The 25967-nt window shown below is 34.5% G+C and carries 29 protein-coding genes; 6 read left to right on the top strand and 23 right to left on the bottom strand.

Annotation, left to right across the window (positions count from 1 at the left end; translation table 11 throughout):
- Positions 1-29 precede the first annotated feature (29 nt).
- From GM661_RS06205 to GM661_RS06185, 5 genes are all read right to left on the bottom strand, one after another.
- Entirely contained in the window at positions 30-716 is a 687-nt protein-coding gene (locus tag GM661_RS06205; protein WP_230869230.1) for an L-ribulose-5-phosphate 4-epimerase, read from the bottom strand.
- Positions 717-875: 159 nt separating this feature from the next.
- Entirely contained in the window at positions 876-1859 is a 984-nt protein-coding gene (locus GM661_RS06200; RefSeq protein ID WP_230869229.1) for a substrate-binding domain-containing protein, read from the bottom strand.
- A gap of 51 nt (positions 1860-1910) precedes the next feature.
- Positions 1911-2879 (bottom strand): ABC transporter permease, encoded by a 969-nt coding sequence (locus GM661_RS06195; RefSeq protein WP_125989194.1) that lies wholly within the window; start codon positions 2877-2879, stop codon positions 1911-1913.
- A 23-nt stretch (positions 2880-2902) separates the two neighbouring features.
- The gene (locus GM661_RS06190) at positions 2903-4411 is read right to left on the bottom strand and encodes a sugar ABC transporter ATP-binding protein (RefSeq protein ID WP_230869228.1); all 1509 of its coding nucleotides are present in this window, start codon (positions 4409-4411) and stop codon (positions 2903-2905) included.
- 112 nt (positions 4412-4523) lie between these two features.
- Positions 4524-5600, bottom strand: a complete 1077-nt coding sequence (locus GM661_RS06185) for a GntR family transcriptional regulator (protein WP_230869227.1) — start codon at positions 5598-5600, stop codon at positions 4524-4526.
- A 380-nt stretch (positions 5601-5980) separates the two neighbouring features.
- Between GM661_RS06185 and GM661_RS06180 the strand changes: the two genes are divergently transcribed.
- The gene (locus tag GM661_RS06180) at positions 5981-6838 is read left to right on the top strand and encodes a GNAT family N-acetyltransferase (protein ID WP_230869226.1); all 858 of its coding nucleotides are present in this window, start codon (positions 5981-5983) and stop codon (positions 6836-6838) included.
- The gene (locus tag GM661_RS06175) at positions 6831-8954 is read left to right on the top strand and encodes a HelD family protein (RefSeq protein ID WP_230869225.1); all 2124 of its coding nucleotides are present in this window, start codon (positions 6831-6833) and stop codon (positions 8952-8954) included. The genes GM661_RS06180 and GM661_RS06175 overlap by 8 nt, the downstream gene beginning before the upstream one ends.
- Positions 8955-9267: 313 nt before the next feature.
- On the opposite strand, the gene GM661_RS06170 is transcribed toward GM661_RS06175, so the two are convergent.
- From GM661_RS06170 to GM661_RS06160, 3 genes are all read right to left on the bottom strand, one after another.
- The gene (locus tag GM661_RS06170; RefSeq protein WP_230869224.1) at positions 9268-9738 is read right to left on the bottom strand and encodes a Fur family transcriptional regulator; all 471 of its coding nucleotides are present in this window, start codon (positions 9736-9738) and stop codon (positions 9268-9270) included.
- A 41-nt stretch (positions 9739-9779) separates the two neighbouring features.
- Complete coding sequence (locus GM661_RS06165; RefSeq protein ID WP_230869223.1) at positions 9780-10265, bottom strand: flavin reductase family protein; 486 nt, start codon at positions 10263-10265, stop codon at positions 9780-9782.
- Between the two features lie 116 nt (positions 10266-10381).
- A complete protein-coding gene (locus tag GM661_RS06160) occupies positions 10382-10567 on the bottom strand; it encodes a DUF5320 domain-containing protein (RefSeq protein ID WP_230869222.1) in 186 nt (61 codons plus the stop codon).
- 347 nt (positions 10568-10914) lie between these two features.
- Between GM661_RS06160 and GM661_RS06155 the strand changes: the two genes are divergently transcribed.
- The 4 genes from GM661_RS06155 to GM661_RS06140 are packed head-to-tail and all read left to right on the top strand — an operon-like array spanning position 10915 to position 13973.
- Complete coding sequence (locus GM661_RS06155; RefSeq protein ID WP_230869221.1) at positions 10915-11169, top strand: TM1266 family iron-only hydrogenase system putative regulator; 255 nt, start codon at positions 10915-10917, stop codon at positions 11167-11169.
- A 1-nt stretch (position 11170) separates the two neighbouring features.
- Positions 11171-12235 carry a [FeFe] hydrogenase H-cluster radical SAM maturase HydE gene (gene hydE, locus GM661_RS06150; protein WP_230869220.1) on the top strand — a complete coding sequence of 355 codons (1065 nt, stop codon included), beginning with the start codon at positions 11171-11173 and terminating at the stop codon, positions 12233-12235.
- 18 nt (positions 12236-12253) lie between these two features.
- The gene (hydG, locus tag GM661_RS06145; RefSeq protein ID WP_230869219.1) at positions 12254-13654 is read left to right on the top strand and encodes a [FeFe] hydrogenase H-cluster radical SAM maturase HydG; all 1401 of its coding nucleotides are present in this window, start codon (positions 12254-12256) and stop codon (positions 13652-13654) included.
- On the top strand, positions 13641-13973 hold the full coding sequence (locus tag GM661_RS06140; RefSeq protein ID WP_230869218.1) for a hypothetical protein: 333 nt from the start codon (positions 13641-13643) through the stop codon (positions 13971-13973). The genes hydG and GM661_RS06140 overlap by 14 nt, the downstream gene beginning before the upstream one ends.
- Before the next feature lie 42 nt (positions 13974-14015).
- On the opposite strand, the gene GM661_RS06135 is transcribed toward GM661_RS06140, so the two are convergent.
- The 15 genes from GM661_RS06135 to GM661_RS06065 form a co-directional block, all read right to left on the bottom strand.
- Positions 14016-15014, bottom strand: coding sequence for an acyl-CoA dehydratase activase (locus GM661_RS06135; protein ID WP_230869217.1), 999 nt, complete (start codon positions 15012-15014; stop codon positions 14016-14018).
- A complete protein-coding gene (locus GM661_RS06130) occupies positions 14989-16098 on the bottom strand; it encodes an acyl-CoA dehydratase activase-related protein (RefSeq protein WP_230869216.1) in 1110 nt (369 codons plus the stop codon). Before GM661_RS06130 ends, GM661_RS06135 begins: the two co-directional genes overlap by 26 nt.
- Positions 16095-17075 carry an acyl-CoA dehydratase activase-related protein gene (locus GM661_RS06125; RefSeq protein WP_230869215.1) on the bottom strand — a complete coding sequence of 327 codons (981 nt, stop codon included), beginning with the start codon at positions 17073-17075 and terminating at the stop codon, positions 16095-16097. Before GM661_RS06125 ends, GM661_RS06130 begins: the two co-directional genes overlap by 4 nt.
- Before the next feature lie 5 nt (positions 17076-17080).
- Positions 17081-17716, bottom strand: a complete 636-nt coding sequence (locus GM661_RS06120) for a TetR/AcrR family transcriptional regulator (RefSeq protein ID WP_230869214.1) — start codon at positions 17714-17716, stop codon at positions 17081-17083.
- Positions 17717-18134: 418 nt separating this feature from the next.
- Entirely contained in the window at positions 18135-18773 is a 639-nt protein-coding gene (locus GM661_RS06115; protein WP_230869213.1) for a lactate utilization protein, read from the bottom strand.
- 494 nt (positions 18774-19267) lie between these two features.
- Entirely contained in the window at positions 19268-19582 is a 315-nt protein-coding gene (locus tag GM661_RS06110; RefSeq protein ID WP_125989158.1) for a YbjQ family protein, read from the bottom strand.
- Positions 19563-19811, bottom strand: coding sequence for a hypothetical protein (locus tag GM661_RS06105; RefSeq protein WP_230869212.1), 249 nt, complete (start codon positions 19809-19811; stop codon positions 19563-19565). The genes GM661_RS06110 and GM661_RS06105 overlap by 20 nt, the downstream gene beginning before the upstream one ends.
- A gap of 90 nt (positions 19812-19901) precedes the next feature.
- The gene (locus tag GM661_RS06100; protein WP_230869211.1) at positions 19902-21380 is read right to left on the bottom strand and encodes a sodium:solute symporter family protein; all 1479 of its coding nucleotides are present in this window, start codon (positions 21378-21380) and stop codon (positions 19902-19904) included.
- A 1-nt stretch (position 21381) separates the two neighbouring features.
- Positions 21382-21621, bottom strand: coding sequence for a hypothetical protein (locus tag GM661_RS06095; protein WP_230869210.1), 240 nt, complete (start codon positions 21619-21621; stop codon positions 21382-21384).
- Positions 21622-21751: 130 nt separating this feature from the next.
- Positions 21752-22264, bottom strand: a complete 513-nt coding sequence (locus GM661_RS06090; protein ID WP_230869209.1) for a transcription repressor NadR — start codon at positions 22262-22264, stop codon at positions 21752-21754.
- Between the two features lie 231 nt (positions 22265-22495).
- The gene (locus GM661_RS06085) at positions 22496-22897 is read right to left on the bottom strand and encodes an arsenate reductase ArsC (protein ID WP_230869208.1); all 402 of its coding nucleotides are present in this window, start codon (positions 22895-22897) and stop codon (positions 22496-22498) included.
- A gap of 77 nt (positions 22898-22974) precedes the next feature.
- The gene (locus GM661_RS06080; protein ID WP_230869207.1) at positions 22975-23337 is read right to left on the bottom strand and encodes an ArsR/SmtB family transcription factor; all 363 of its coding nucleotides are present in this window, start codon (positions 23335-23337) and stop codon (positions 22975-22977) included.
- 182 nt (positions 23338-23519) lie between these two features.
- Positions 23520-23969: a hypothetical protein gene (locus GM661_RS06075; RefSeq protein ID WP_125989146.1), complete on the bottom strand. Its 450-nt coding sequence runs from the start codon at positions 23967-23969 to the stop codon at positions 23520-23522.
- Positions 23970-24195: 226 nt separating this feature from the next.
- A complete protein-coding gene (locus GM661_RS06070; RefSeq protein WP_230869206.1) occupies positions 24196-24813 on the bottom strand; it encodes a LysE family translocator in 618 nt (205 codons plus the stop codon).
- 222 nt (positions 24814-25035) lie between these two features.
- Positions 25036-25821, bottom strand: a complete 786-nt coding sequence (locus GM661_RS06065; RefSeq protein WP_230869205.1) for a nucleotidyltransferase domain-containing protein — start codon at positions 25819-25821, stop codon at positions 25036-25038.
- Positions 25822-25967 lie beyond the last annotated feature (146 nt).

Below are 25967 nucleotides of genomic sequence, written 5' to 3'. Positions count from 1 at the left end.
TTCATATTAAATATTCAAAATTTTAACTATTATTGTCCATAATAAGCATTTTTCCCATGTTTTCGATAAAAATGTTTATTCATTACATAATCAGGCACACCTTTGCTAGTTTTATTTAAGAGAAAAGTATTAAGCGCCATTTTAGCTACCTCTTCCAGTACTACACCATTATGAACAGCATTATCCGGATCAATTCCCCAGGTAAAAGGCCCATGGCCAGCCACCAGAACACCCGGTGTATAATTATAATCTTTATCTCTAAACCTTTCTACTATAACCTTACCAGTGTACACTTCATAGGCACTATCCACTTCCTCGACAGTCATAATTCTTGTACAGGGGATTTCCTGATAAAAATAATCGGCATGGGTTGTTCCATAACAGGGTATATCGCGACCCGACTGCGCCCAACTTGTTGCCATTGGAGAATGGGTATGTACAACACCGCCAATTTCTTTGAAATTTTTATAAAGAACAAGATGAGTAGCAGTATCAGAAGATGGTTTTAGATCGCCTTCTACTATATTTCCCTCCAGGTCAACCACTACCATCTTATCGACAGTTAATTGATCATAAGCAACTCCGCTGGGTTTAATTACAATCAAACCATCTTCACGACTAATTCCACTTACATTTCCCCAGGTATAAATAACAAGGTTTTTACGTTTTAATTCTAAATTTGCCTCTAATACTATTTCTTTTAATTCTTCTAACACTTTAATAAACACCTCCATTAATTACATTGTTTATTAATTTTTAACTGATATATCATCTAAACTAAGTATTATAAAAGTATCTACAAAACATTACTTAATAAAAGTTTACCACCAATAAGAGTATACTCCTATTGGTGGTAAACTTATTCCTATCATATTTTATTTACCATAGAAGTATTCAACATTATCTTTTGTTACAATGCTAACACCAGTATCTACATAAGCAGGTAGTGGGGCAACCTTGGCGGTCTTCCAATCACCATCAATTGGAGTTAGAAGGTCATTTGCCAGGTGGAAAAGGAACATTTCCCCCCAATACCCCATTGTCCAGGTACCCTGAGCAATTGTTGCATCGATTACACCAGATTTTACAAAATCCAGAGTACCCTTATCAACATCAAAACTAATAATGTTAACATCTCCAACCTTGTCAGCCTCTTTTACAGCAGTTGCCGCACCAACACCAGTAGAGGCCTCAGTAGTAAAGACACCTACTAAATTAGGATGGGCCTGCAGCATAGCTCCCATAGCTGCAGCAGAAGCAGCCTGGTCTGATTTGCCATCCTGTACAGAGGCTACTTCCATATTAGGATATTCATTGGCAATAGTTTCTTTAAATCCAGCAGCCCTTTCTTCATGATTTAACTGACCAGGAATTGTTATCAGTCCTACTTCTCCCTTTTCATTATTTAATTCGGCCAGATATCTAGCAGCTTTTACACCAGCAGAATAGTTTGAAGTAGCCAGGAATGAATAACGATCCGATTTTGGTGAATCTGCATCAAAGGTCACCACAGGAATCCCTTGCTCAATAGCCCCATTAATTGGTCTTTTAAGGGCATCTGGATTAATACATGTCAAAAGTATACCAGCCGGTTTTTTGGCAATAACTTGTTCTAATACTGTTACTTGCTGATTAATATCATAATCATTGGCACCAGTATATTTTACAGTAACACCAAGGTTTTTAGCTGCTGCTTCCATACCTTTAAAAGCTGGTTTCCAGTATTCAATACCAGAGACAAAGGTAACCATATAATAGACATCATCTTCACTTCCCTGCAACGGACTTGCCGCAACAACCCCACTAAAGCCAACACTTAATACTGCTACAGTCAATAATAAAAATAGATACTTTTTCATACTATCCCTCCATTTTTTATTTATTAAAATGATGTTACACATCACCTTAACCTAATTTTTCTTGTTATGAACCCTCATATCTACGATAACTGCTGTTAGTAATACCAGGCCAGTAACAAGACTCTGCCAGTAAACTGATACATTTAATAAAACCAGGGCATTATTTACCAAGGCCACTAGTATTATTCCCAGTAATGCCCCCAGAACAGTACCTTCTCCACCATTCAGGCTTGCACCACCAATAACTGCACCCGCAATTGCACGAAGTTCAGCCCCAACACCTGCAGTTGGAGTAGCAACACCAAAACGTGCCAGAGTAATAACCCCTGCTAAACCAGATAAAAAGGAACACAATATATAAACCATCAATTTCCTTTTATTAACATTAATCCCTGAAAATGCAGCAGCCTGTTCATTTGAACCTATATAATAAATTTCCCGAAATGTCTTAGACTTCCTCATTAGAAAATCCATTACAATAACAATCAACAAAAGAATTATACCTGGGTTAGGTATGCCTAGTATTTTCCCTCTACCAATCCAATCAAAAACCACGGAAATTTCACCCAAACTAACAGGTGACCCTTCAGTAAAGATATAGGCTATACCCCGGGCAATTGACATCATACTTAAAGTCGTGATAAAGGGATTTAGTTTTATTTTGGTTATCAGCTTTCCAATTGTTAAACCCGCTAGAATGGATATAAACATCGCTATTAAAACAGAAAGCCAGATATTTAAACCATAGTGCATAGCAACAATACCAGCTGTAACATTAGATAGAGCCATAACAGAACCAACAGATAAATCAATCCCCCCTAAAACCAAAACCAGAACCATACCAACAGCCATGATACCATCCATTGATAAACCAATTAATGTAGTATTAATATTATATTTGGTTAAAAAACCCGGGGTAACAAATGTTAAGATAAGCATAAGACATAAAATAATTAAAGTTAATGAAGTTTCTCTAAAAGATATAATTTTTTTAAATAGACTCTGATTCGCCTTCTCCATTTTAATACCTCCCAATTATTATTCTAGTTTTTTTCTCTCTTTCTACCAGAAGCATACATCATGATTTTCTCCTCTGTGGCCTCTTCTGCAGAGAGTTCACCCACAATTTCTCCTTGATGCATTATTAAAATGCGATCACTAATACCTAATATTTCAGGTAATTCAGAGGAAATAACAACTATGCCATGCCCCTTCTCTGATAGTTCTCTGAGTTTAGAGTGTATCTCAAATTTTGCTCCAACATCTATACCCCGGGTAGGCTCATCCAGAATAATCACTCTAGGGTTAACAGCTAACCATTTTCCCAGTAATACCTTTTGTTGATTACCACCACTTAGGCTCTTAACGGGTTGCTTTAATGAACTATAACGAGTATTCATCTCTTCCACATATTTATTACTTAAACTTTTTTCTAATTTATTATCCAGAAGATTACCTTTACTAACCTGTTCAAGGTCAGCTGCAATTATATTAGCCTGTATATCCATATTTAAAAATAACCCCTGGGTCTTTCTATCTTCAGTAATATAAACTAGCCCTTCAGCAATTTTTTCATTTACATCACTGGAAGTGATATCTTGATCAAAGAGTACTAATTCACCTTCATCTATAGGAGCAATTCCAAAAATTGCTCTAGCCACCTCACTTCGGCCTGCCCCAACCAATCCGAATATTCCCAAAATTTCTTTTTCTTTTACAGAAAAACTTATATTGGAGAACAAGTCCTCACAAGAGATATTTTTAACCTCCAAAACAGTCTTTCCCACAGTAGTACCCTTGTCTGGATAGGCATTACTTAATTCTCTCCCTACCATTAAGCGTACAATATCATCAGGACTAACATCCTTTATAGAACCACTTTCTATTAATTCCCCATCCCTTAAAACAGTATAGGTATCACAGATCTCAAAAATTTCATTTAAGCGGTGGCTGATAAAGAATATCGCAATACCATCTTCTTTTAAACGTCTTAGGTTTTTAAATAGTGTCTGGGCTTCTGTATCTGTTAAAGAAGAAGTAGGTTCATCCAGAATTAGTATCTTAGTATTAATCGATAATGCCTTAGCTATCTCAACCATCTGCTGCTGAGATAGACTCAAATCCCTGACAGCTGTTGCCGGGTCAATCTCAGTAGCCAATCTTTCTAAAATCCCAGCAGAATCCTGACGCATTTTCTTAAAATCAACGATTTCATTTTTTTTAGTAGGAACCCGTCCCATAAAGATATTCTCAGCAACACTCATATGCTGACACAGACTTAACTCCTGATGAACAATACTAATTCCCTTTCCCTGAGATAACCTGGGAGACAAATCTACCAGCTTTTCTCCTTCAAAATACATTTCACCAGAATCTGCCTGTATAATCCCTGTCATAACGTTCATCAAAGTAGATTTTCCGGCACCATTTTCACCACATATTGCATGAATCTCACCAGAACTAATCTCCAGGCTTACATCTTTTAAGGCCTGTGTCCCATAAAAAGATTTACTAATACCATCAATTTTTAAAAGTGGATTTCCTTTTTCCATGAAAATAAATTACCCCCTTTTTTGTCTTTAACTTTAACTCAGGAAACCATATACAACAATCTTAACTACAAATATAGTTATTTGTTCGTACAACCATCAGCAAAAATATACTTTAAATCTCTTTACACGATGAACGAACAATTAACTCCGGTTCATAAATAAAAGAAGGTTGTTCAACATCCATTTCAATCATATTAAACAATAATCTGGCTGCCTTCTTACCCATTTTTACCTTCGGGTGTTTAATACTGGTCAATCTTATACCACCAGTAGTAGCCAGCACTGAATCATCATAACCAACTACTGAAATATCTTCTGGTATACTTAATCCATTGTCATTAATAGCATCTATTACTTTTACCGCAATTTCATCATTATAACATACTATTGCAGTCGGACGTTTATCACTATTAATAATCTTATCTGCGTAATAATATGAATATGAAGAAGCCTCATTAGTCAAATATCCACCAATATCAATCTCATCAGGATTAATTCCATATTCCTCCAGGGCATTCACAAAACCCTTTTTACGATAGACTCCCTGTAGGTCATCCTTTTTGAAAATACCAGCTATCTTCCTGTGTCCTAACTGTAAGACATATTTTGTGGACATATAACCACCCTGCAAATCATCCAAAATCACATAGGCTGTATTTAATTCCTTATACATAGCATTAATCATTATAAAGGGTATTTCGGCCTTAAAGATTTCCTGATATAAATCCTTATTTTTATTTTCAACACTTTTAGTAGGCTCGATAATCAAACCATCAACACCAGAGTCAATAATCTTACGTAGATGTTCTCTTTCCAGAGCAGGGTCATTATTTGTATTGGCCAGAGTAAGGGTATAATGTTTGGCACTTACTACCTCTTCAATCCCCGATATAATCGATGGAAAGATATAGTTCCTTACATAAGTAGTTAAAATAGCAACTCTTTTTTCTTCAAAACGTTTTTTCGGCCTGGTATAGAAAGTACCTCTGCCTCTCTCTCTATTAATATACCCCTCTTTTTCCAGTTCATTAAGAGCCCTTCTGACAGTATCCCTGCTAAATTCTAATTTTTTTGATACCTCTAACTCTGACGGAAGTAATTCACCACCAGTTAAATCTTTTTTATTTATATAATCTAAATAAAAGTTCTTAGCAATAATATACTTAGATAGGTTTTTGGCATTCTCCAATTTAAAGCTCCTCCTCAAACAACTTGTACGTACTATTATACTATATTTGTTTGAAATAATCAAATCCTTTTTATTTATTATTTCAATAATCCAACAAAAATTATATCATTTACCTTCTTTTAAAACAAGTATGAAAAATCTTTGAATAAAGTAGCCCCCTCTCTATATTTTTTTCTCTTTTCTCTTTTAAAAAATATTTTTCTGTTAATTATATCTCTAAAAAGGAGATAATAGAAGAAATATTGAATTTAAGCGTTATCAGCAAAAAAATTGTAGATTTAGATAAGGCAATTTAAAAGATTACACAAATGCGCAAGAATGATGAAAACATGAAGTGCTTGAATTTGTTATACTAATATGCCGGGGAGGTGAATTGCGAATTGAGCAGGGTTGACAGTGTAATTGAGGTCATTAAATTTATTGAAGAACATCTTACAGAAAAATTGGATTTAGAGCTAATTGCAAACGCTGTTAATTATTCAAAATATCATCTGCATCGCATGTTTACAGATACAGTTGGCTTGACAATACACGATTATGTGCAACGACGACAAATTACTGAAGCAGCAAAACTCCTGGTGTTTTCTGAAAAACCAATAATAGATATTGCTTTAAAAGCAGGATATGAAAGCCAACAGGCTTTTACCACTATTTTTAAAGCAATGTACAAAGAATCTCCACTTCAATTTAGAAAAAATGAGGTGTTTTATCCATTACAGCTTGAATATAAATTTGACAATCACCTTGATTTGCTAAAAGAAAAACCGAACGCAAAACGCGAAATCCTGCTTGCTACCAAGGCAGATATTCCACTTTGGATGGACTTAGTACGCCTTGTTATTGACGGGTTTCCCAAGCTTAAAGAAGATAAGCATGTCAAGGTACTAAAACATTACATCAAGAAAAATAGTGCGTTCATTATGAAAGAAGGCTCTATAGTTATCGGAATTATGATGATTTCCTTTAAAACAGGAAGTATTGATTTCTTAGGAGTTCACCCACTTTATCGAAACCAGGGACTTACCCAATTGTTTTTAGATAAGGTGATTTGTGAACTTTTGACAAATAAGCAAATCAGTATAACCACATTCCGTAAAGGAGACAAAGCGGATACGGGGTATAGAAAAATCCTAAAGGATTTTGGTTTTGCCGAGGCAGAATTGTTGACCGAATTTGGTTACCCAACACAAAAAATGATATTGCCAAAAGGATTGGAGGGGTGTATAGATAATGAATAAATCAAGACAAAAAGGCAGGAAGACAGATAATACATCTGACCGTCATGATCATACAGTGGAAAATGACGATGATGTGCTTTCAAAATTTCCTGATGAAATTGAGAACCTTGAAAAGATTAAAATAAGGCTAAAGAATGCTTTAGAACAGGCGGAAGAAAGGGTAAATCAATATGATAGAGAGTATATGGAATCCAAACTCTATCTTGCTGACTACCGTCATGAGATAGACCCGCGGGAAATTTGTCAAAATGAACTTCTTATGAAACAAATTGAAAATTCGGGAATATTTGCAGTACAATTGCGGGAAAAGCTTGCAAAGCTAGTCAATTCCCCTTATTTTGCACGCATTGATTTTACTTATGATGGTGATGACAATGCTAATGTTTTTTATATTGGTCGGTTTTCTTTTTCAGATAAATCTGAAATCCTTATTTATGATTGGCGTGCACCTATTTCCAGCATGTTTTACGATTATGAGCTGGGACGTGCAGGATATGAAGCGCCGATGGGGAGGATTGAAGGTGAGCTTACTCGTAAACGGCAGTTTAAAATATCAAATGGTTTGATGGAATATGTTTTGGAAAGTGCTATAAACATCCGTGATGATGTATTACAGCGAGAGTTAAGTCATACATCAGATAAAAAGATGAAAACAATTATTGCCACAATTCAACGGGAACAAAACCAGATTATCAGAAACGAAAAGGCGGGAACCATGGTTATTCAAGGTGTTGCAGGGTCGGGAAAAACTTCTATTGCCTTACACCGGGTGGCATATTTACTGTATCGGTACAAAGACGACTTATCGGCAAATAATGTGGTTATACTTTCTCCCAATAAGGTGTTTGTAGATTATATTTCCAATGTTTTACCCGAACTAGGTGAAGAACCAATTGGGGAAATGAGCTTTGCTGACATTGCGGATATTCAACTGGATAAAGTTATAAATTATGAACCAGATTGTGACCCCATTGAAATAAATGACTCGGCATGGAACGAAAGGGCAAAGTTTAAGTCTACACTCGATTTTGTTATGATGATGGACAATTATTTGGAATATGCCGCAAAGGAGTATTTTGTTCCCAGTGATTATGAATTTGGTCGTTTCAAAGCAACGCGGGATTGGATATTGACGCGATATAACGCTTATCAAAGACATCCCATAAAAAAACGGTTGCATCGGGTATCAGAAGATATTCTTGAACAATTTAAAATTGCTAACATCCGTGGTGAAGAGTTACCTAAGCAGAAGGTAATTTATAGAAAGCTGGTTTCCATGCTTAAGTTTAGTAACACTTTAGCCCTCTATAAAGACTTTTTTAAGGTTATGAATATGCCGGAAAAGCTGGTGTTGCATAAAAAAGGAGTATTAGAATGGCCAGATGTTTATCCCTTCATGTATTTTCATGCTGCATTAGAAGGATTGAAAGAAAACCGGCTCATCCGGCATCTTATTATCGATGAAATGCAGGATTATACTCCTGTACAATACACCGTGATAAATAAACTCTTTCCGTGTAATAAAACAATACTCGGTGATTTTGGGCAAAGTATAAACCCAAACAATATACATGCGCTCAACGACTTGCGCACAATCTATCCAGATGCCGAATTTATGGAATTGAATAAAAGCTACCGCTCTACCTTTGAAATCATTACTTTTACAAAAAGGATTCAGAATGTATTGGATCTTAAAGCAATTGAAAGACATGGTGATGTCCCCAAAATAATCACTTGCTGTGATTTGGAAGATGAACTTACCAAAATTAAAGAGGAGATAATTCGTTTCTTCAAAAACAAGTTTGTGACATTAGGTATTATTTTAAAAACAAATCAAGAGGCACAATCCCTTTTTGATGTTTTAAGCAAGGAATATGATATCCAACTACTTACCTTAGACAGTGATAAATTCACAAATGGTATAACTATTACTTCTGTTCGAATGTCAAAAGGATTGGAATTTGACGAGGTGTTGATTCCTGGAGCCAATACAAAGAATTATTATACGGATTTTGACCGTAGCCTACTATATATTGCCTGTACTCGAGCAATGCACCGCTTAACACTTACATATACCGGGGATTTGACCAACTTAATTGAGAAAAACAATGACTGACACACAGCAAGCAAACGAACAATCAATACTATTGTACTGGCACGAAACTTTATTCTTGGAATCCATTATCCATGGACTTGGCGTAAACAATTTACTAATTTTAGCTAAAATATATTAAATCACTTCCATTCCACAAATAAACGTAGGTTAAGCGGCAACTTGCATATAAGTTGCCACTTTTGTCTGTAATAACTTTTTTATAAATTCTAATTCACCTGTTTCTATATTGCAAAATAATTAGCACGACCGAACCTGGCATCAAATTTACTCTTAAATTGATTATTATTATCTTCACAAGTGATTAAAAGTTTCATTAATTCACTCCTTGATTATTATTTTTTTCTTCCCTTAATTCTTTCTGACAGTCCTGACAATAACCATAAACTTTAGTACTGTGTGCTATATAATGGAACTTTTCCTGTTCAAAAATAATTTCCTTGAAATTATCTGGTAATAAGTCAGGTATTTCAATTACCTTTCCACAGCTTTTACAAATTAAATGATTATGTTCTGACTGATTAATAATAAATTCGTAACTGCTGGTCTCACTATCAAAATTTCTTCTTACTACTACACCTTTATTCTCCAGTAGGTTTAATGTTCTGTATATTGTAGCCAGACCTAATGATCTATTCTTTACTTTCAAGAGATCATATATATCAGCTGCTGTCAGGTGCTGATCCTTATTCTCAATAAAAACATTAATAACTGCCCTACGCTGGGGTGTCAATCTAACCCCCTTTCCTTCTATACAGTTTATTATTTTCTCATACTCATTAGACATTTTTCCCCCCCTCTTCACTATTTGTACAGGGTATGTATGAGTTATTTGATTCTTGAAAAAACTATTCTACCCTCATCATCAATTAGTTCTTCATCTGCATGAATATATACTACTTTTCCTACAAACATCTCATGAGAGCCTGTTTTTATAGAATCAACCACTTCACATTCAATATTAACTGGAAAATCCAGCAATACTGGTGCTGCAACCTTAACCCCTTCTTTATAATTCAACGACAATTTTTCTAATTTATTTTCATCCCTACCGCTATGACTCCCTAAATAGTCAAAAGCCTCTTTATTTTTCTCTGCCACCAAATTAACTACAAAAACACCCGTTTCTTTTACCATATGATACGAATACCTACTAGGTACTATACCTACCATAACCATTGGGGGATCATAACTGCAATTGCAGGCATATGCTACTACAAGTGCATTGTCTTGCCCATTCGCTCCACGACAAGAAACAACAACATCAGGTGACGGTTTTAAACATGATTTAAATTCCTTTACATCTCTTTTCATAATAATTATTACCTCCAGTTTTTATTTTAAAGACATTCCCCTTCAGATTATTACAAAAACCTGAAGGGGAATACCTTTAACCAGATTTCAAATAATATCAAGCACAAATTAATTACTTATGATAGGTTTCGACCACTGCCTCTTTTTCTACCAGTTCTATTTCCTCTACGGTAAGCCATATATCTACGAGGCCCCGCTGCTGTTTTAATTCTATCTTCATTAGCTGCTTCAGTACAAGTGCCCAGTCCCCTACCAGTCATTGGACCAGTTCCTTGAGGTCCTGTTCCATTTCCAGCTGGCATTCAAAATCACCCCTTTCTTTTTTTGAACATATGCCCATTAATAGTATACCACTATTATATCTAATAATCAATAATTATATTAGTATAGTCTACAAACAGAACATTTTTATTATTGACATACTTAAGTAAATGATATAAACTTATTATAAGGTTGTTCTTTACTTCACAAAACGTTTCAGTCTTTTTGAGGGATGTTCCCTTAAATTGACTGAAATATAATCTATCTAAGACCTGACAGGAAAGATAGCTGAATCTAACCTGAAAGGAACTGGAATAAATATATTCCACTCCCCTTTCATTGGGGATTTTTTCTTTTTTAGCCAGAAATACGAAGGAGGGTTAAGAATATGGAGGAAAAAATAGCAGTTGTTGCAGCAGTTCTAGATAATCCAGCCAAATCTCAGCACAAATTTAATAGTACTATTGCGGAATTTAAAGATTTAATCAGGGGACGGCTGGGATTACCCCTTCCTGATAAAGGGGTTGCTGCTATATCTATAATCGTCGTCGGCAGTATTGATAATATTAATAGCCTAACAGGTAAACTTGGTAATATTGAAGGTGTAAATGTGAAAATATCTATTTCTAAAAAGGAAATATAATATGGACAGCAGATTAAGGGATTTATTAAGACAGTTATATCTAGAAAACCAACTGGCATCTAAAGACATCCTCTACATCTTAAATAAGGTTGACGACAGCAATAAAGAGATCCTTTTTAATTATGCAGAAAAGACTGTTTTAAAAACATATCAGAAAAAAGTTTATCTGCGAGCATTACTGGAATTCTCAAACTACTGTAGAAACAATTGCTATTACTGCGGAATCAGAAATAATAATAGGGAGATAAAGCGCTATCGGCTTTCAGTAAAAAAAATAATTAAATGTTGCCTGCTGGCCTATCAGCACGGTTATAGAACATTTGTCCTGCAAAGTGGTGAGGACGATTTTTTCAAAGAAGATATACTAATCAAACTACTGCAAAGGCTAAAATCAAACCACCCTGAGGCAGCAATAACTCTCTCGATAGGTGAATACCCCTATAAAAGCTACCAGAGATTTTACCAGGCAGGGGCAGATAGATTTCTTTTAAGACATGAAAGTATTTCAAAAGAGCTATATAAGAAATATCATCCAGATATGAGTTATAGCAGAAGGCTACAATGTCTTAAAAACTTAAAAAAAATTGGCTATCAGGTTGGAGCAGGGTTTATAGTAGGTCTACCTGGCCAGACAAATAAAATACTGACTGAAGAATTACTATTTTTAAAGAAACTAAATCCAGACATGGTCGGTATAGGACCTTTGATACCACATCCGAAAACCCCTTTAGCTGGAAGCCAAACTGGTTCTGTTGATAAAACTCTTCTGCTCTTATCACTTATACGTCTTTTATTACCAGAAACACTACTGCCGGTAACTACCGCTGTCAATACCCTTGATAAAAAAGGCTGGGAAAAAGGATTAAAAGCCGGTGCCAATGTTATTATGCCTGTAATCTCACCTGCTATAAGCAGGGGTAAATATGAAATCTATCAAAATAAAGGTAATACAGATGTCTCTAACTTAAGTGAAATAAAAAAAAGGGTTGAAAGGTCAGGTTTTAAGATAGATATGTCCAGAGGAGATAGTCTTAAGTGTTTAAAAACAAAGCTAAATAATTATTAATAGGAGGGTTTTAATATTATGAAGGATTTTATTAACGACAGAGAGATTCATAATTTACTGGAAAGTTCTAAAGAACCTGATCCCCTTGAAATAAGAGAGATTATGGCTAAATCTAAAGAAAAAAACAGGCTTAACCCAGAAGAAACAGCCAAATTACTACAGGTCAATGACACAGATTTGCTAGAAGAAATTTATCAACTGGCTGGTCAGGTAAAGCAATCTGTATATGGCAATAGAATTGTTTTCTTTGCACCACTATATATTGGAAACAGATGTATAAATAATTGTTTATACTGTGCCTTCAGGCGAGATAATGAAGCTGTCGAAAGAAAAACCCTGACCATGGATGAATTAGAAGAAGAGGTCTTAATCCTGGAAAACAAGGGTCAGAAAAGGCTTATCCTTGTTTATGGAGAACATCCTGATTATAATGCAGATTTTATCTGTAAAACAATAAGAAAGGCCTATGACACTAAAACAGAACAGGGGGAAATACGCCGGGTTAATATTAATGCTGCCCCACTGGAAGTTGATGAATACAGGAAACTACATGATACAGGGATTGGTACCTTCCAGATATTTCAAGAAACATATCACCACCAGACATATTCACTAATTCACCCCAAAGGTGATCAAAAAAGTGACTATCAGTGGAGGCTCTATGGTCTTGATAGAGCTATGGAGGCAGGTATCGATGACCTGGGTATTGGGGCCCTTTTCGGTCTATATGACTGGAAGTTTGAAGTAATGGGGCTGCTTTATCATACTATCCACCTGGAAGAAAAATTTGGTGTTGGGCCACATACTATTTCAATCCCCAGGATTGAACCAGCAATTAATACCCCCTTTTACAATAATAAAAAATATCATGTCTCAGATGAAGATTTCAAAAAAATTATTGCCATTATCCGCTTATCAGTCCCTTATACTGGCTTAATCTTAACTGCCCGGGAAAGTGCTAAAATTAGAAAAGAAATGATACCTCTGGGGGTAACCCAGATTGATGCTGGTTCCAGAATAGGGATTGGTGGGTATAAACAGAGTGAAGAAGGCTATATCCCTGAAAAAGAACAATTCCATCTAGGAGATATCCGTTCCCTTGATGAGGTTATAGCTGAAGCATGTGAACTGGGCTTTGTACCCTCATTTTGTACAGCAGGATACAGATGCGGCAGGACAGGCGAACACTTCATGTCCTTTGCCAAACCTGGTTTAGTACATAAATTTTGTATGCCAAATGCTATCCTTACTTTTAAGGAATACCTACTTGATTATGCCTCCCCTGAAACAATTAAAGCAGGCGAAAAATTAATTGCAGAAAATCTAAAGGAAATGGCTGTAAAAGATCAGGCAAGGAAGGAAATGATTGTAGAAAAACTCGCTTTAATTGAAGAAGGTAAACGTGATGTCTTCGTATAATAAAAATAAATTGAAAGAATTTTTTACTGATGTCCAGAAGAAAATCGCCGAAGAAAACCAGCAGACATTAAAACAAATCTTTAAAACCCTCTGTAAAAAATATGTAGATTACTTTCCCAAAAGGAAAATATATATAGCCGAGATGCTAGGCAAACGAATCTCATATCTGACCGGAGCCGGTAAAGAGCTTTATGTAAAAGCAGTTAAAATACCACTGACAGATAATTACTTACTGTTTATTGAGAGCCACCAGGAACTACCTTCATCTGAGATAAAAAACCTGGAGGAATTCATGTTGTCAATTATGGAAATTAAATGACTTAACCAGGAAGTACTCATTTGAGTACTTCCTCTTATATTATTAGGCTGTAGTAGTATCCAGAAGATCCTCACTGCTCTTAAGTGAATTTGACCATTTACCACACCTATCCCCTGTCATAGCAATAGTTGTCCCATTTGCCTGGATTTTAATAACTTCACACATATTCGGACAACCACTACAGGTAAAGGTACTTGTATTAAAACTATCCCTGGTCACTGCAAAACCTTTAAAATTTGTATCTGTCTCATTTTTAAGGATGTAATTACGGGCAATTATTGCTATACCAATTGCCCCCATAACATTAAAATGCTCCGGTATAATAACCTCACTGCCGATCTCTTTCTCAAAGGCAGCTTTGATACCAACATTAGCAGCTACCCCACCCTGGAAGACATATACTGGTTTAATCTTTTTACCCCTGACTATATTATTAATATAGTTCCTGACCAGGGCCTCTGATAAACCCTTTATTATTTCCGCCTTGGTAAAACCATACTGCTGTTTAGAGATCATATCTGACTCAGCGAAAACAGTACACCTACCAGCTATTCTGACATCCCTCTCAGCTGTCAGGGCCAGTTCTCCAAACTCCTCGATCTTTACCCCTAAACGCTGGGCCTGATGATCAAGAAAAGAACCTGTCCCAGCAGCACAGACAGTATTCATAGCAAAATCAGTTACTATCCTATCCTTGACTATTATGAGTTTTGAATCCTGCCCACCTATTTCAAAGATAGTACTGACATCAGGGTGATAATAAATTGTAGCTGTTGCATGGGCAGTAATTTCATTTTTAACAACATCTGCCCCCAGTATGTAGCCAATTAACTGCCTGCCGCTTCCGGTCACTCCTACTCCTTTAACATTGTATCTGTTTTTAACCTTTTCCTGAAGGTCTGTTAAGACCTCTTTTACTATTTCCACAGGCTCACCTGAATTACGGCAGTAAGACTTAAAAAGAATCTCATTTTTTGAATCTATTGCTATAACATTGATACTTACAGAACCTATGTCAATACCCAAATACATGTCTTTCATGGTCACTACTCCTTTTGTATTTTTTTTGTTTAATCATATCTATAAAGGCCTCAATCCTTGTCATAACATTAGCAGTTGCCATCTGCTCGTCTATAGAAAGGGATAAAATAGGTAAATCCAGGTCATCAGAGATTTTATCTAAGATACTCTGGGTAACCAGTTCCGGTAGACAGCCAAATGGTTTCAAATGAACTATACCATCAAATCCCCGTTCTTTATAATCAACAATATGACCAACATTCTGTTTGGCATGTCCGCCAATAATTGTTTCAATATAGTCTTCAGCTTTTTTCATAATCTCTTTTTCATGGGAAACAAAGGGAATTAAATTCTCCTGTATCCATTCTGAAATATAATGGGACATCTCTACTTCAACCCCAAAATCATTTAACAACTCAGCCAGGTTAAAATTGATACCTGATTCCATAACAACATAAATCTCTCCCACTATACCTATCTTTAATTTCTCAGCTCCTGTTTTTTCCTCAATATCGAGACCTTTCAGTATTTTAAAGGCATATTCTTCAACCCTGACTATATCTTGCTCTGTCTTTATTTCCCTGTATTGATCCTCAATAGCAAGTTTAACCTTGTTTAATTTCTTTTTATCACTTATATAAGGCCGTTTGTGTTCAATAAACTTTTTTACCTTATCAGTTGAGACAGCCATTTTATACGCAGTCTTTACAATTTTATATAAGTCAAACCAGGAATGTTGACCCTTTAACTTCTTTAATTTATTAATAAATCCTTTATAATCCCTCTTTAGTTCATCAAAAATGATAAAATCAATATCTAAACCCATATTCCTTATTAATCTTTGATGTACTTCCCCATAGTAACCGGCCCTACAGGGGCCATTCCCACCACTGGAAACAATAGTATCTGCACCCATCTCAATTGCTTCCAGATAGGTACCGAGTAATACCTTTAAAGGGAAACAAGCAAATTCAGGGCTGTATTTCACCCCCAGATTGATAGTTTTTTGGGTAGGCTTGGGAGGAACAATAACCTCATGACCAAGTAATTCAAATAATTTAGTATAAATTAACGGTGACCCCATATGTGGAAAAGTTATTTTCACCTGAAACTCCCCCCTTCCTCTTCTTCTTTTTTGGCCCTAATCATATCTGTAAAGGCCTCTATTCTGGTAATCAAATGACTTTCACCTGTTTGCTCATCGATCCGCAGTCTCATTAAAGGTTTATTAAAGGCTTCGGCTTCTGTATCCAGAAATGGTCCTAAAATAGAATCTGGCCCACAACCAAAGGCAGTTATATGAATAATACCATCTACTTGAGGGGAATGGATAAAGTGATAACCCGCACCAAGTAATTTATTGGTAAACTCCCAGAACATCTTTTTAGCAAATTTACCCACTTGCTCTTCAATCTTTTTAGTCTCAAGCATTTCAAAAGTCAAAACATTTACTTTCATCTCTCTTAGTCGATCAATAAAATCCATACTAATAAACTGGTCATAGACATTATAGACATAACCTACAACACCTATTGTAATCTCATTATTACTTGCCCCAGTAATTATTCTATCATTTAAAATCTGGTCTATAAATAAACCCTGCCTGCTTTTCTCACGAAAATTCAGCCAGACCTTACGGGCTTTTTTAGCAGCATTTTTCAGTGTCGAACGGGATACCCCTAACTTATCCATAAAACCAAGATAATTTTTATAATTAGAAATATCATCACTCCTGGCTTCAATATAATTACTTAAAATCTTTCCCTCTACTCCTTGGAGTGAATTTCTAATCATATCAGGCAGACCTAAAAATTTTGGACAGAAGGTTATATTTTTCTTAATACTGATAAACCTCGGAACATAAATATAATCCACACCTTTATCAAGTAAATTAAATACATGACCGATATATACCTTAATAGGCACGCATATTTCAGAAACAGAGTTCTTTATCCCTCTATTAATCAACACTTCTGACGTTTTATCAGAAACTACTAGCTCACAGCCAAGATTATTAAAAAAAGATTCCCAGAAGGGAAAATAATAATAATATAGCAAGGCCCGTGGTACTCCTATCTTCATATATATTACTCCTCTCTAACAATAATACCTTCAATAATTATTTCTATAATCATTTCTAAAACCTGATCAAAAGAATATGGAAAACCCATTAGTTCAGGTGGTGTAATATTGCGAATTAAATTCATAGTCACCAGTACTATTAATTCAAGTGGAATACCCTCCTTAATAACCCCTTCCTTAATCCCTTTTTGAAATATTTCTTTTAAACGGGTCTGTAAAAATGATTCCCGATATTTATTAATCATTTTCCAGGAATCAGGACTGTTTTTTTTAATATCATCAAGTGCTCTAATATTAATTAATGATGTCTTTTGATTAATAATTAATAATAATCTTTTCAGCATCCCCTGAAAAGACATTTCTTTATTTAACTGTGTTTCTATTTCCTCCTTGATATCCTTAAAATGATTTCTTATTACCTCATCTAATAAGTCCCTTTTACTGGCAAAAATATTGTAAATGGTTTTTTTACTCATCTTTAGCTCAGCAGCTAATTCATCCATCGTTATCTTTGAATAACCATAAGAGAAAAATAAATCCCTGGCTTTTGCTAAAATTCGCTCTCTTTCTCTATTGGTCTTGCCGCCCATGATTATTTTCCCCTCCTCAGCAAAAACAGCAGAACAGAAGTTCATCTTCATTAAGGAAACCAATTTAGTGTTTTCAGTTTTTATTTTACAAAAAAAAGATTATTATGTCAATAGAAAAAGAAAAATGATCCTATAATTTTTTTTATTGATTTATTAAATTAAAGAAATACTTATTTAAGCGTCTTGCATAATTGATTGTTCCCACACAAAAACTCCGCAACGAATTTAGTACCAGCCAATTATGGGCTGTTTTAAACTCCCTACGGTCAAACAGGAAAACAGCCTTTTTCATAATTGTCTTTACTAAATTCTGCTCCGTTTTAATCGTCTGGATAACAATTCAAGTATGCAAAAGTGTTATTATGAAAGAGCCTTATTTAATAATTCTTTTATTTTAACTTTCATATAATAATATATAAAAAATCCCCGCCTAATTGCTCATTTCGGGGAACTATAAAATATATGTTTTTTAAAAGCCCAGTTCTTCACCTACAAGTATTACCTTTATACGACCGTCATGTCTTGATTTTCTAGTCACCAGCATTTGACAGCAAATACAATCCTCTGTTAAACACTCATGACAGTGACCAGTTTGAGTACAAGGTGTATTCTGTTCCAGCCTGATGGCATTTATCGGTGAAGCACAATTTCTTATACGCTTCATTGCACTCTCTTCATCTTTAGTAACTTTATTCATACCTGCTATCACAATAACATTTTTGGGCCCATATATAAGGGCAGCTATCCTATTACCATTCCCATCAATATTTACTAATTTGCCATCCTGGGTAATTGCATTTGAACTCATTAAGAAATAATCGCAATTAAAGGTTTTATAATATATCTCTGCCCTTTCATCAGCATTTTCAGCAGTACTCCTATCCAACAATTTTAGATTAGATTCCTTTAATTTCTCCAATAAACCAATTTGCTCTAAAGTCATTGAACCACCCCAGGATACTGTAGAACCCTCTTTTATTAATTCCAGAGCCTTTTTGACGGCTTCTTCTCCTGTAGAACAATAGTAGCCCTCTATATTCCTCTTCTTAAAATTCTTAATCAGCTCATTCCCCTTAATCCGGTAATATTCTTTTTTGGACTTTAACACAATTAATTACCTCCTCTATATTTTATAAGTGTCTTAATATGTATTTATTATTTATCTGATATAAGTAACTTTAGGATCAACAAATTGGCTTCGCCACCCAAACTTAATCAAATATATCAGCTTTCTTAAGTCAACTATTTATTACACATAGTTAATCAACAAACTATTAGCCAGACAAATATATTTGTTGTACGACTCTAGAAATTGGCTGGAGGTACGGAACTTGGCCTCGATGGCCTGATGCTGACTCAACTATGCGTAATAAAAGAAGAGTCAGTGAACCGGAAGACAATTTCTCGACAGTAAGCGTAAGCAGGACGCTGTAGCGCAACCTCAAACTGTTCTTGTATGGTCTAGTTAAATACGGAGTACCTGTGGTGCACGACAAGGGAAACAAATATATTTGTCGGCCTTTAAATTTATCCACAATTTAAAAATTGCATAGTTTCCTAAACTTGAACAAAATGGCTACGCCACCCAGACTTAATTAATAATCAACCTATTTTGACAGCTGTGCCATAGGCAAGTATTTCAGCTGCACCACCCATAACCTGGGAAGTAGTAAAACGAATATTAATAACAGCATCTGCCTCTAATTTCTCAGCTTCAGATACCATCCTTTTCAGGGCTTCTTCCCTGGCCTCACTAATCATCTGGGTATATTCTTTTACTTCACCGCCTACAATATTTCTTAGACCTGCCATAATATCCTGCCCAACATGACGTGCCCTAATAGTATTTCCTCTGACCAGACCAAGGACTTCACTTATTTCTTTACCAGCAATTTGACTAGTATTCACTATTATCATCTTTAAGATCCTCCATCCTTTCTTTTATTAAACTATAAAGAAGAATAATCAGCCCCAGTATTACACCTATTATTCCAACCCTGACCACTACCGGCATTGAAGAATCCTGAAAAATACTACTTAAGGAATAATACAGCCCAGTGCCAATCAATAAAAAGATACTCAATCCCAGTATTACCTGACCTATCTTCTTGATATAACTCCCTCCTCTATAAATTCCAGAATACATTGCAATTTAACTTAAACCCATATATTACCTTCAACTTTTATAAAAAAAATCCTGCATAAATTTATAAAAAAAACAAATCAATTACCTGGTTTATAGTATATTCCGCTTGCTTAATTCTTTATCTAGATAATCTAGTAGTTCATCAGCCTTTTCCTCTGGTGGAATTGTCAGCAAACTTACAATTATAAAAGTCAGTGAACTAATTACTAAAGTCCAGACACCTGCTGGATAACCCCAGGGACTCCATCCTGTAAACTGTAGATAAACGGCAGTAAAACAACCACTTAAAAGACTGGTAATAGAACCTGCTGCAGTAGATTTACGCCAGAAAAAAGCACCAAATATAGTCGGAACTACTATCAGTAAACCTACTGAAGAAGCCACTGACAGGGCTGCTATCAAATCAAACTGCTGACTGGCAAATAAAAACCCTAGAAATGCTATTAAAATAATGATCACCCTGGGAGTTACTAAATCCAGGTTGTTTTTTTGATCCCTATTCTTTTTTGGATATAAGTCCCGCAATACCAGGGAAGACAAGGTTAGCATAATAGAATCAATTGTAGAAATAGCCGCTGCAGTAATACCAACCATAGCGAACAAGGCGAGCGTTACTGGTACATAAGTGGAACCCAGTAAAACAGGGGTAGCCATATCTGCACTCTCTAGACCTGGCAGTAATATCAAAGCAGTAAAACCCCAGAAAACTGAAACCATGGTATAAATAAAGCCAAAAACCAGAAAACCTTTAATCATAGTCCTCATTGATCTCAAAGAATCGGGAATAAATAGCCGTTGACTAACCTGGGGATTCGAAATTGAAAAGAAAAACCAGGGTAGAGTAAGTCCAAGAAATGTCTTGAAATTAAAAAAACCAGGACCAGGAACAGACAAAAACTCTGGAAAATCTTTTTCAAGTATAGCAAAAAAATTAAGAAAACCGCCTAATCTGCTGTAAACAATAAACAATAAGACTAAAACACTAACTATAATCATAATTAAAGATTGTAATGAGTCTGTCCAGGTTACTGAACGCAGACCAGCAACAAGGGCCCAGACAATCGCCAAAACAGTTGCTATCAGTACTCCAATCATAAAAGGAATTTCCCCATCTGATAGACCGTTCATTAAATAACCAACCCCCATTAGCTGTACCGAAAGATAAGGAATTAAAAAGATACAAGCAGTGAAAGAAGATATAATAGAAATCCATTTATTATTATACCGATCAGCTAACATTTCATACGGTGAAATATAACTGTATTTTTTCCCCAGGAGCCAGAATCTGGGCCCAAAAAAGGCTACTAATGATAAGCCAGCCAGATAAACAAGCTCAAACCCCAGAGCTCCAACACCACCTGAATATGTAAAACCCACCAGTCCAACCATCATAAAAGCACTATAAGTAGTTGCACTGTATGATAGTGCAGCAACAATCCCCCCGGTAGATCTCCCACCTAGAAAATAATCCATAATATCTTTTTTCATATCGACACGGGCAGCATATGCAAGCCAGCAGCCAATTACAATATAAATAAACATAGCCAGATAGACATATCTTGCTGACATTTTAATCACTCCAATTTTTTATTATTCTAATAGTAAAAAAGATTGCCAGTACAGCAAACAAAGTCCAGTACAAAAATGAAGCAGTAATCCTGGCAATATCCCCCAGGAAAACATAAGGAACAATATAAGCAGATAAAATTAATATACTTAAACAAATAAACCAGAACCATCTTTTATGTGATAAGCGACTTTTTCTCTTTGACCTGGATGATACCCTCGTATTATTATTTTTACCTGACATAAAATCACCTCCTATTTATTTAAAATAATTATATTTAATTATGTATGTAATGTCAAGTGTCTTTACACATGACAATAAAAAATAACTTAATAAATATCAAATAATTTTACAGTCCAGCACCAGTTTAATCCTATTCTAAGAGATAACCCTTTACCCTGAGTTCATTCTTAAGACGTTTTATAACACTCTCATTAATAGCTTCTATTGTGTGTAAATGTACTCCATCAGTCAAAGAGGCCAGTAGGGCTGCCTCTTTTTCTCTATATTTAAGCATAAATTTTTCTACATCAAAGGGAGATTGAATCATCAAAATCCCTCTTATCTCACCATAAATAGGGTGTTCAACTATTACATCATTGACCTTAGCCCCATGACTTACAATGGTCATCAACTCATCTTCTACCTCTTCATTATCGTGTCTACAAGCAATAGTCCTTTTTATAGTGTTTAACTGATTACCGGGAATAAGATAACCCTGGGATGTAGCTAGAATTTTTTCTCCCTCTGCCCTGAGAAGGGCAATATCCTGCACAATTACCTGTCTACTAACAGCAAACTTTTCGGCCAAATCTGAGCCTATAATAGGCTCACTACTATTTTTTAGCATTGAAATCAATTTTTTGCGCCGTTCCCCTGCTTTCATTTTTAATCATCCCCTTTTCCAAATAAAACTATAGACCACCAGTCTGTTCTAATTCTTCTTTCCCTAGTATATATTATATATTCTTAGTTTAGATTATTTCTCCTGCTTTAAGTAATTATAATCCATCTTAATGTTATATTTTAAAGGATTGAGATAATCTTAACTGTCTAGCACCTACCCACTTATTTGCTTCTTTCGTATCTATTAATAACATAAAAATCTCTCCTTTTTCTATATATTACCTTCTCTGGCCTTTTCAATTAGTTCCTTTACTTTCCCCTCTATAACATCCCGGGTTTCCCTGAAAATATTCATTGGTTTACTAACTGGGTCATCGAGTCCCCAATCTTCTCTCACCTTACAGGGAACATATGGACATTCTACTCCACAACCCATGGTTATCAAAATATCCAGTTCAGCAGGGATATCTTCCAGTAATTTCGGATACTGACCACTAATATCAATTCCTACCTCTTCCATAGCTTTAACAGCATTTGGTTTTACCTGGTCTGCTGGATTAGTTCCTGCACTGTAAACCTCCAGCACATCACTTCCATATTCTCTGGCAAATCCTTCAGCAATTTGACTACGACAGGAATTTCCTATACAAACAAAAGCAACTTTATATTTCATTGGTTATACCTCCCCTTTTATTTAATATTAATATAAACATAATTTGCCCACAAAAAGATCTACTGTTTTTAGAAAGTTCAATTAAATAATGTATTTTCACTCAATTCTTCACAGGATAAGCCACTGGCTTGGTATTTTTTTAGTCTTTGATTATCTCCCTGGCAAATATCCAGGGAATCTAACTCATCAAGAATGTTCTTTAAAAAAATATGTTCAGAAAATAAATCTTCATTAATGCTATAATAAACCCATTGCGCCCTTTGCTTACTATTTATAAGTCTCTCATGTTTTAATTTGCTCAAATGCCTTGAAGCATTGGATTGGTTAACATCCAGTATACTTTCTAATTCACAGACACATAACTCCTGCTGCTTCAACAAATTCAATATCCTTATTCTGTTTTCATGTGAAAGAGCCTTTACTATTTCGACTAAATCCATAAGACTATCACTATTCCTTTCGCATTCATATATCCGTTTATACTCATATATATCATATTCTAATATTATATTTATGTCAAGTAATTTATATATTTTACTATTTAGTTACATTTTGGGGTTTGCCATAGTATCATAGCTTAACTTCACCCTATACTATAAATTAAGCTTACTGCTGCTAACAGTTAGTAAAGTTTTACTTTTCTAAGTAATTTAAAGTACATAAAGATAAGCAAATAAGGAATTAGGTAAGAAAAAAAAGTATGGTAAATACTCCAGCCATTATGATAAGTAACTCTACCTATTTTGAACCAGAAAAATTCTAAAATAGTTGTTATTACAGTAAAAATCAGCACAAATATATAACCATTCATTTGTTCATAGCGATAAATAAAAAATATCATATAACTAGGCAGAATAGCGTATAACCCGATATCAAACATTAAATAGTCTATAGATAAATATTTATCTGGTAAGAGATGCCACATTTTATGTTCATCAGCAAAGGCATTGATTATATGTGATAAGACAGTACCTAACGAAAAAATGCTAAGCAATATTTTAGGAGCCATTTTATAGAGATAAATTCCAAAAATCCACGGAATTACAAAACCAATTACAATATTTAAGAACATTTTATACACCCCTAAATTTCTATACCCAGATTTGTTATTCCTCCTATTTCTTCTTTAGTCTTCCATCTTTTCATAATCTATATGCTAAATATTCCATTAATTCTCCTATTTCAATAATATTCTTGCTAGGAACATAAATTCTTAAGACCATTTGCCTCCATATGAGATTTAAAACTTGAGCAAAACTTCTTCAATAATTTGATGTTATTCTTGATACTGTCATAAATTAGTAATCATCACTAAGTACTAATTTAATAGCCAACCCTATAAAAACTAAACCAAATAATTGCTGTATTCTAAGAGTTAGTTTAGGGGAAGTAACAATCAAACTCTTAAAATAATTTGCAAGTATCCCATATAGAATAAATACAATAAGAGTTAATCCCATAAAAACTATACTCAATATGATCATTTGATATATATAACCAAGGTTCTTATTTAAAATAAATTGAGGTAGAAATGAAAAAAAGAATAAAGTAAGTTTTGGATTTAATAAGTTGATTAAAATTGCTTTAACAATAATTTTTAAAGTACTTTTTTCTTTAGAGTCCTCATTGATTACCAAACCATCTTTATTTTTAATCATACCCCATCCAAGATAAAGTAAATAAACAACACCAACAATTTTTATTGTTTGAAAAACAAGTGCGCTCATGTGAAAAATTGCTGATAAACCAACAATACTTGCTATCAAGTGTGGGACAATTCCCACAGTACAACCAATTGCAGCTGCAATACTATCTCTTTTACTACCCATTATCCCTATAGAAACAGTATAAATAACTCCTGTTCCTGGAATTAAAATTACTATTAAAGATGTTAATATAAATCCATAGCTTATCATGATTTCCTCCTTTTTAAACTCTAATATTACATAACATTAAAATAGTCATTACAAAACTATACTTTAGCTGAATTTCAGATAATGTTCAGGTATTACCGAAGTTCAGGGGACTTTAGATAGCTCTTATCTTAGACACCTGAATTTGGGTGAATGACATCAGGAGTGGAATCGGCAATATATTTTTATACATATTACAGTCCCCCACTGTAATACTCAAAATTTCTAAATATCATCAATGGATACTTTTCCAACTAACCAATTTAACTCACTATCTTGCATAAATACACTCGGCCAATCTTGATTCATTTTTTCCCAATCATAAAATTCGTTTACAGCTTGATAAAGAGATGAGATATTATCATGTGTTGGTTCTTTTAGTAATAAATTAATTTTATCTATCATTTTAATTGGTTTTTTTTCAACTCTATCTAAAACTTTAATAAACCATTTGTGGTAAGGATACAGCACTTCGTTATATGACAAAATAAGCCTTCCTGCAAATAGTATAAATTTAGATATAGAATGATTTAATAAATAAACATTTTTATGTTTTATTGCCTCTTCTGAATACCATTTCCAAGCCTCAAACTGGGCATAAAATCTACATATATTTTCTTTCTTCTTTTTTATCGGATACTTTATAATCTGTTTTAGTTTTTTATCTAAATTATAAACCTGTGAATAGGTAATAAAAGCACCTTCAAAAGCAAACCTTGCCGGTTCACTTCCTTTTTCTATAACTTGATTTATAAAATCCATGCTTATATATTTACCATCTATATAACCAGATTCATAAGTACATGATTCCTTTTCGTAGTAATGAATATCTCCTGATTCTTTTCGTTTTTTATAATTTTCATCGGAAATTACTATCATTATATCAACATCTGATAATTCAGTTTCAAAACCATGGGCAATAGAACCGCACACTATCACTGCTAATATATCATCTCTTTTTCTTAATTTTTTAGTAATATTACTAATTGTTTCTTCATGATGTTTAAACATTTTATCCTCCTACAAACAAATTATTTTAAACTTATCAATTCAGTACTTGTTTTAGCTGTATTACGTATTACCTATGATGTATATTGATATATATTAATATTATATTTATATATGCAAACTGCCAGAATATAGCTATTATCTTCTGC

Source organism: Iocasia fonsfrigidae (genome assembly GCF_017751145.1).
In the GTDB taxonomy this organism is placed as follows: domain Bacteria; phylum Bacillota; class Halanaerobiia; order Halanaerobiales; family DTU029; genus Iocasia; species Iocasia fonsfrigidae.
Note: the sequence above shows the minus strand (reverse complement) of the source record. Positions and strands in the feature narration are given on the sequence as shown.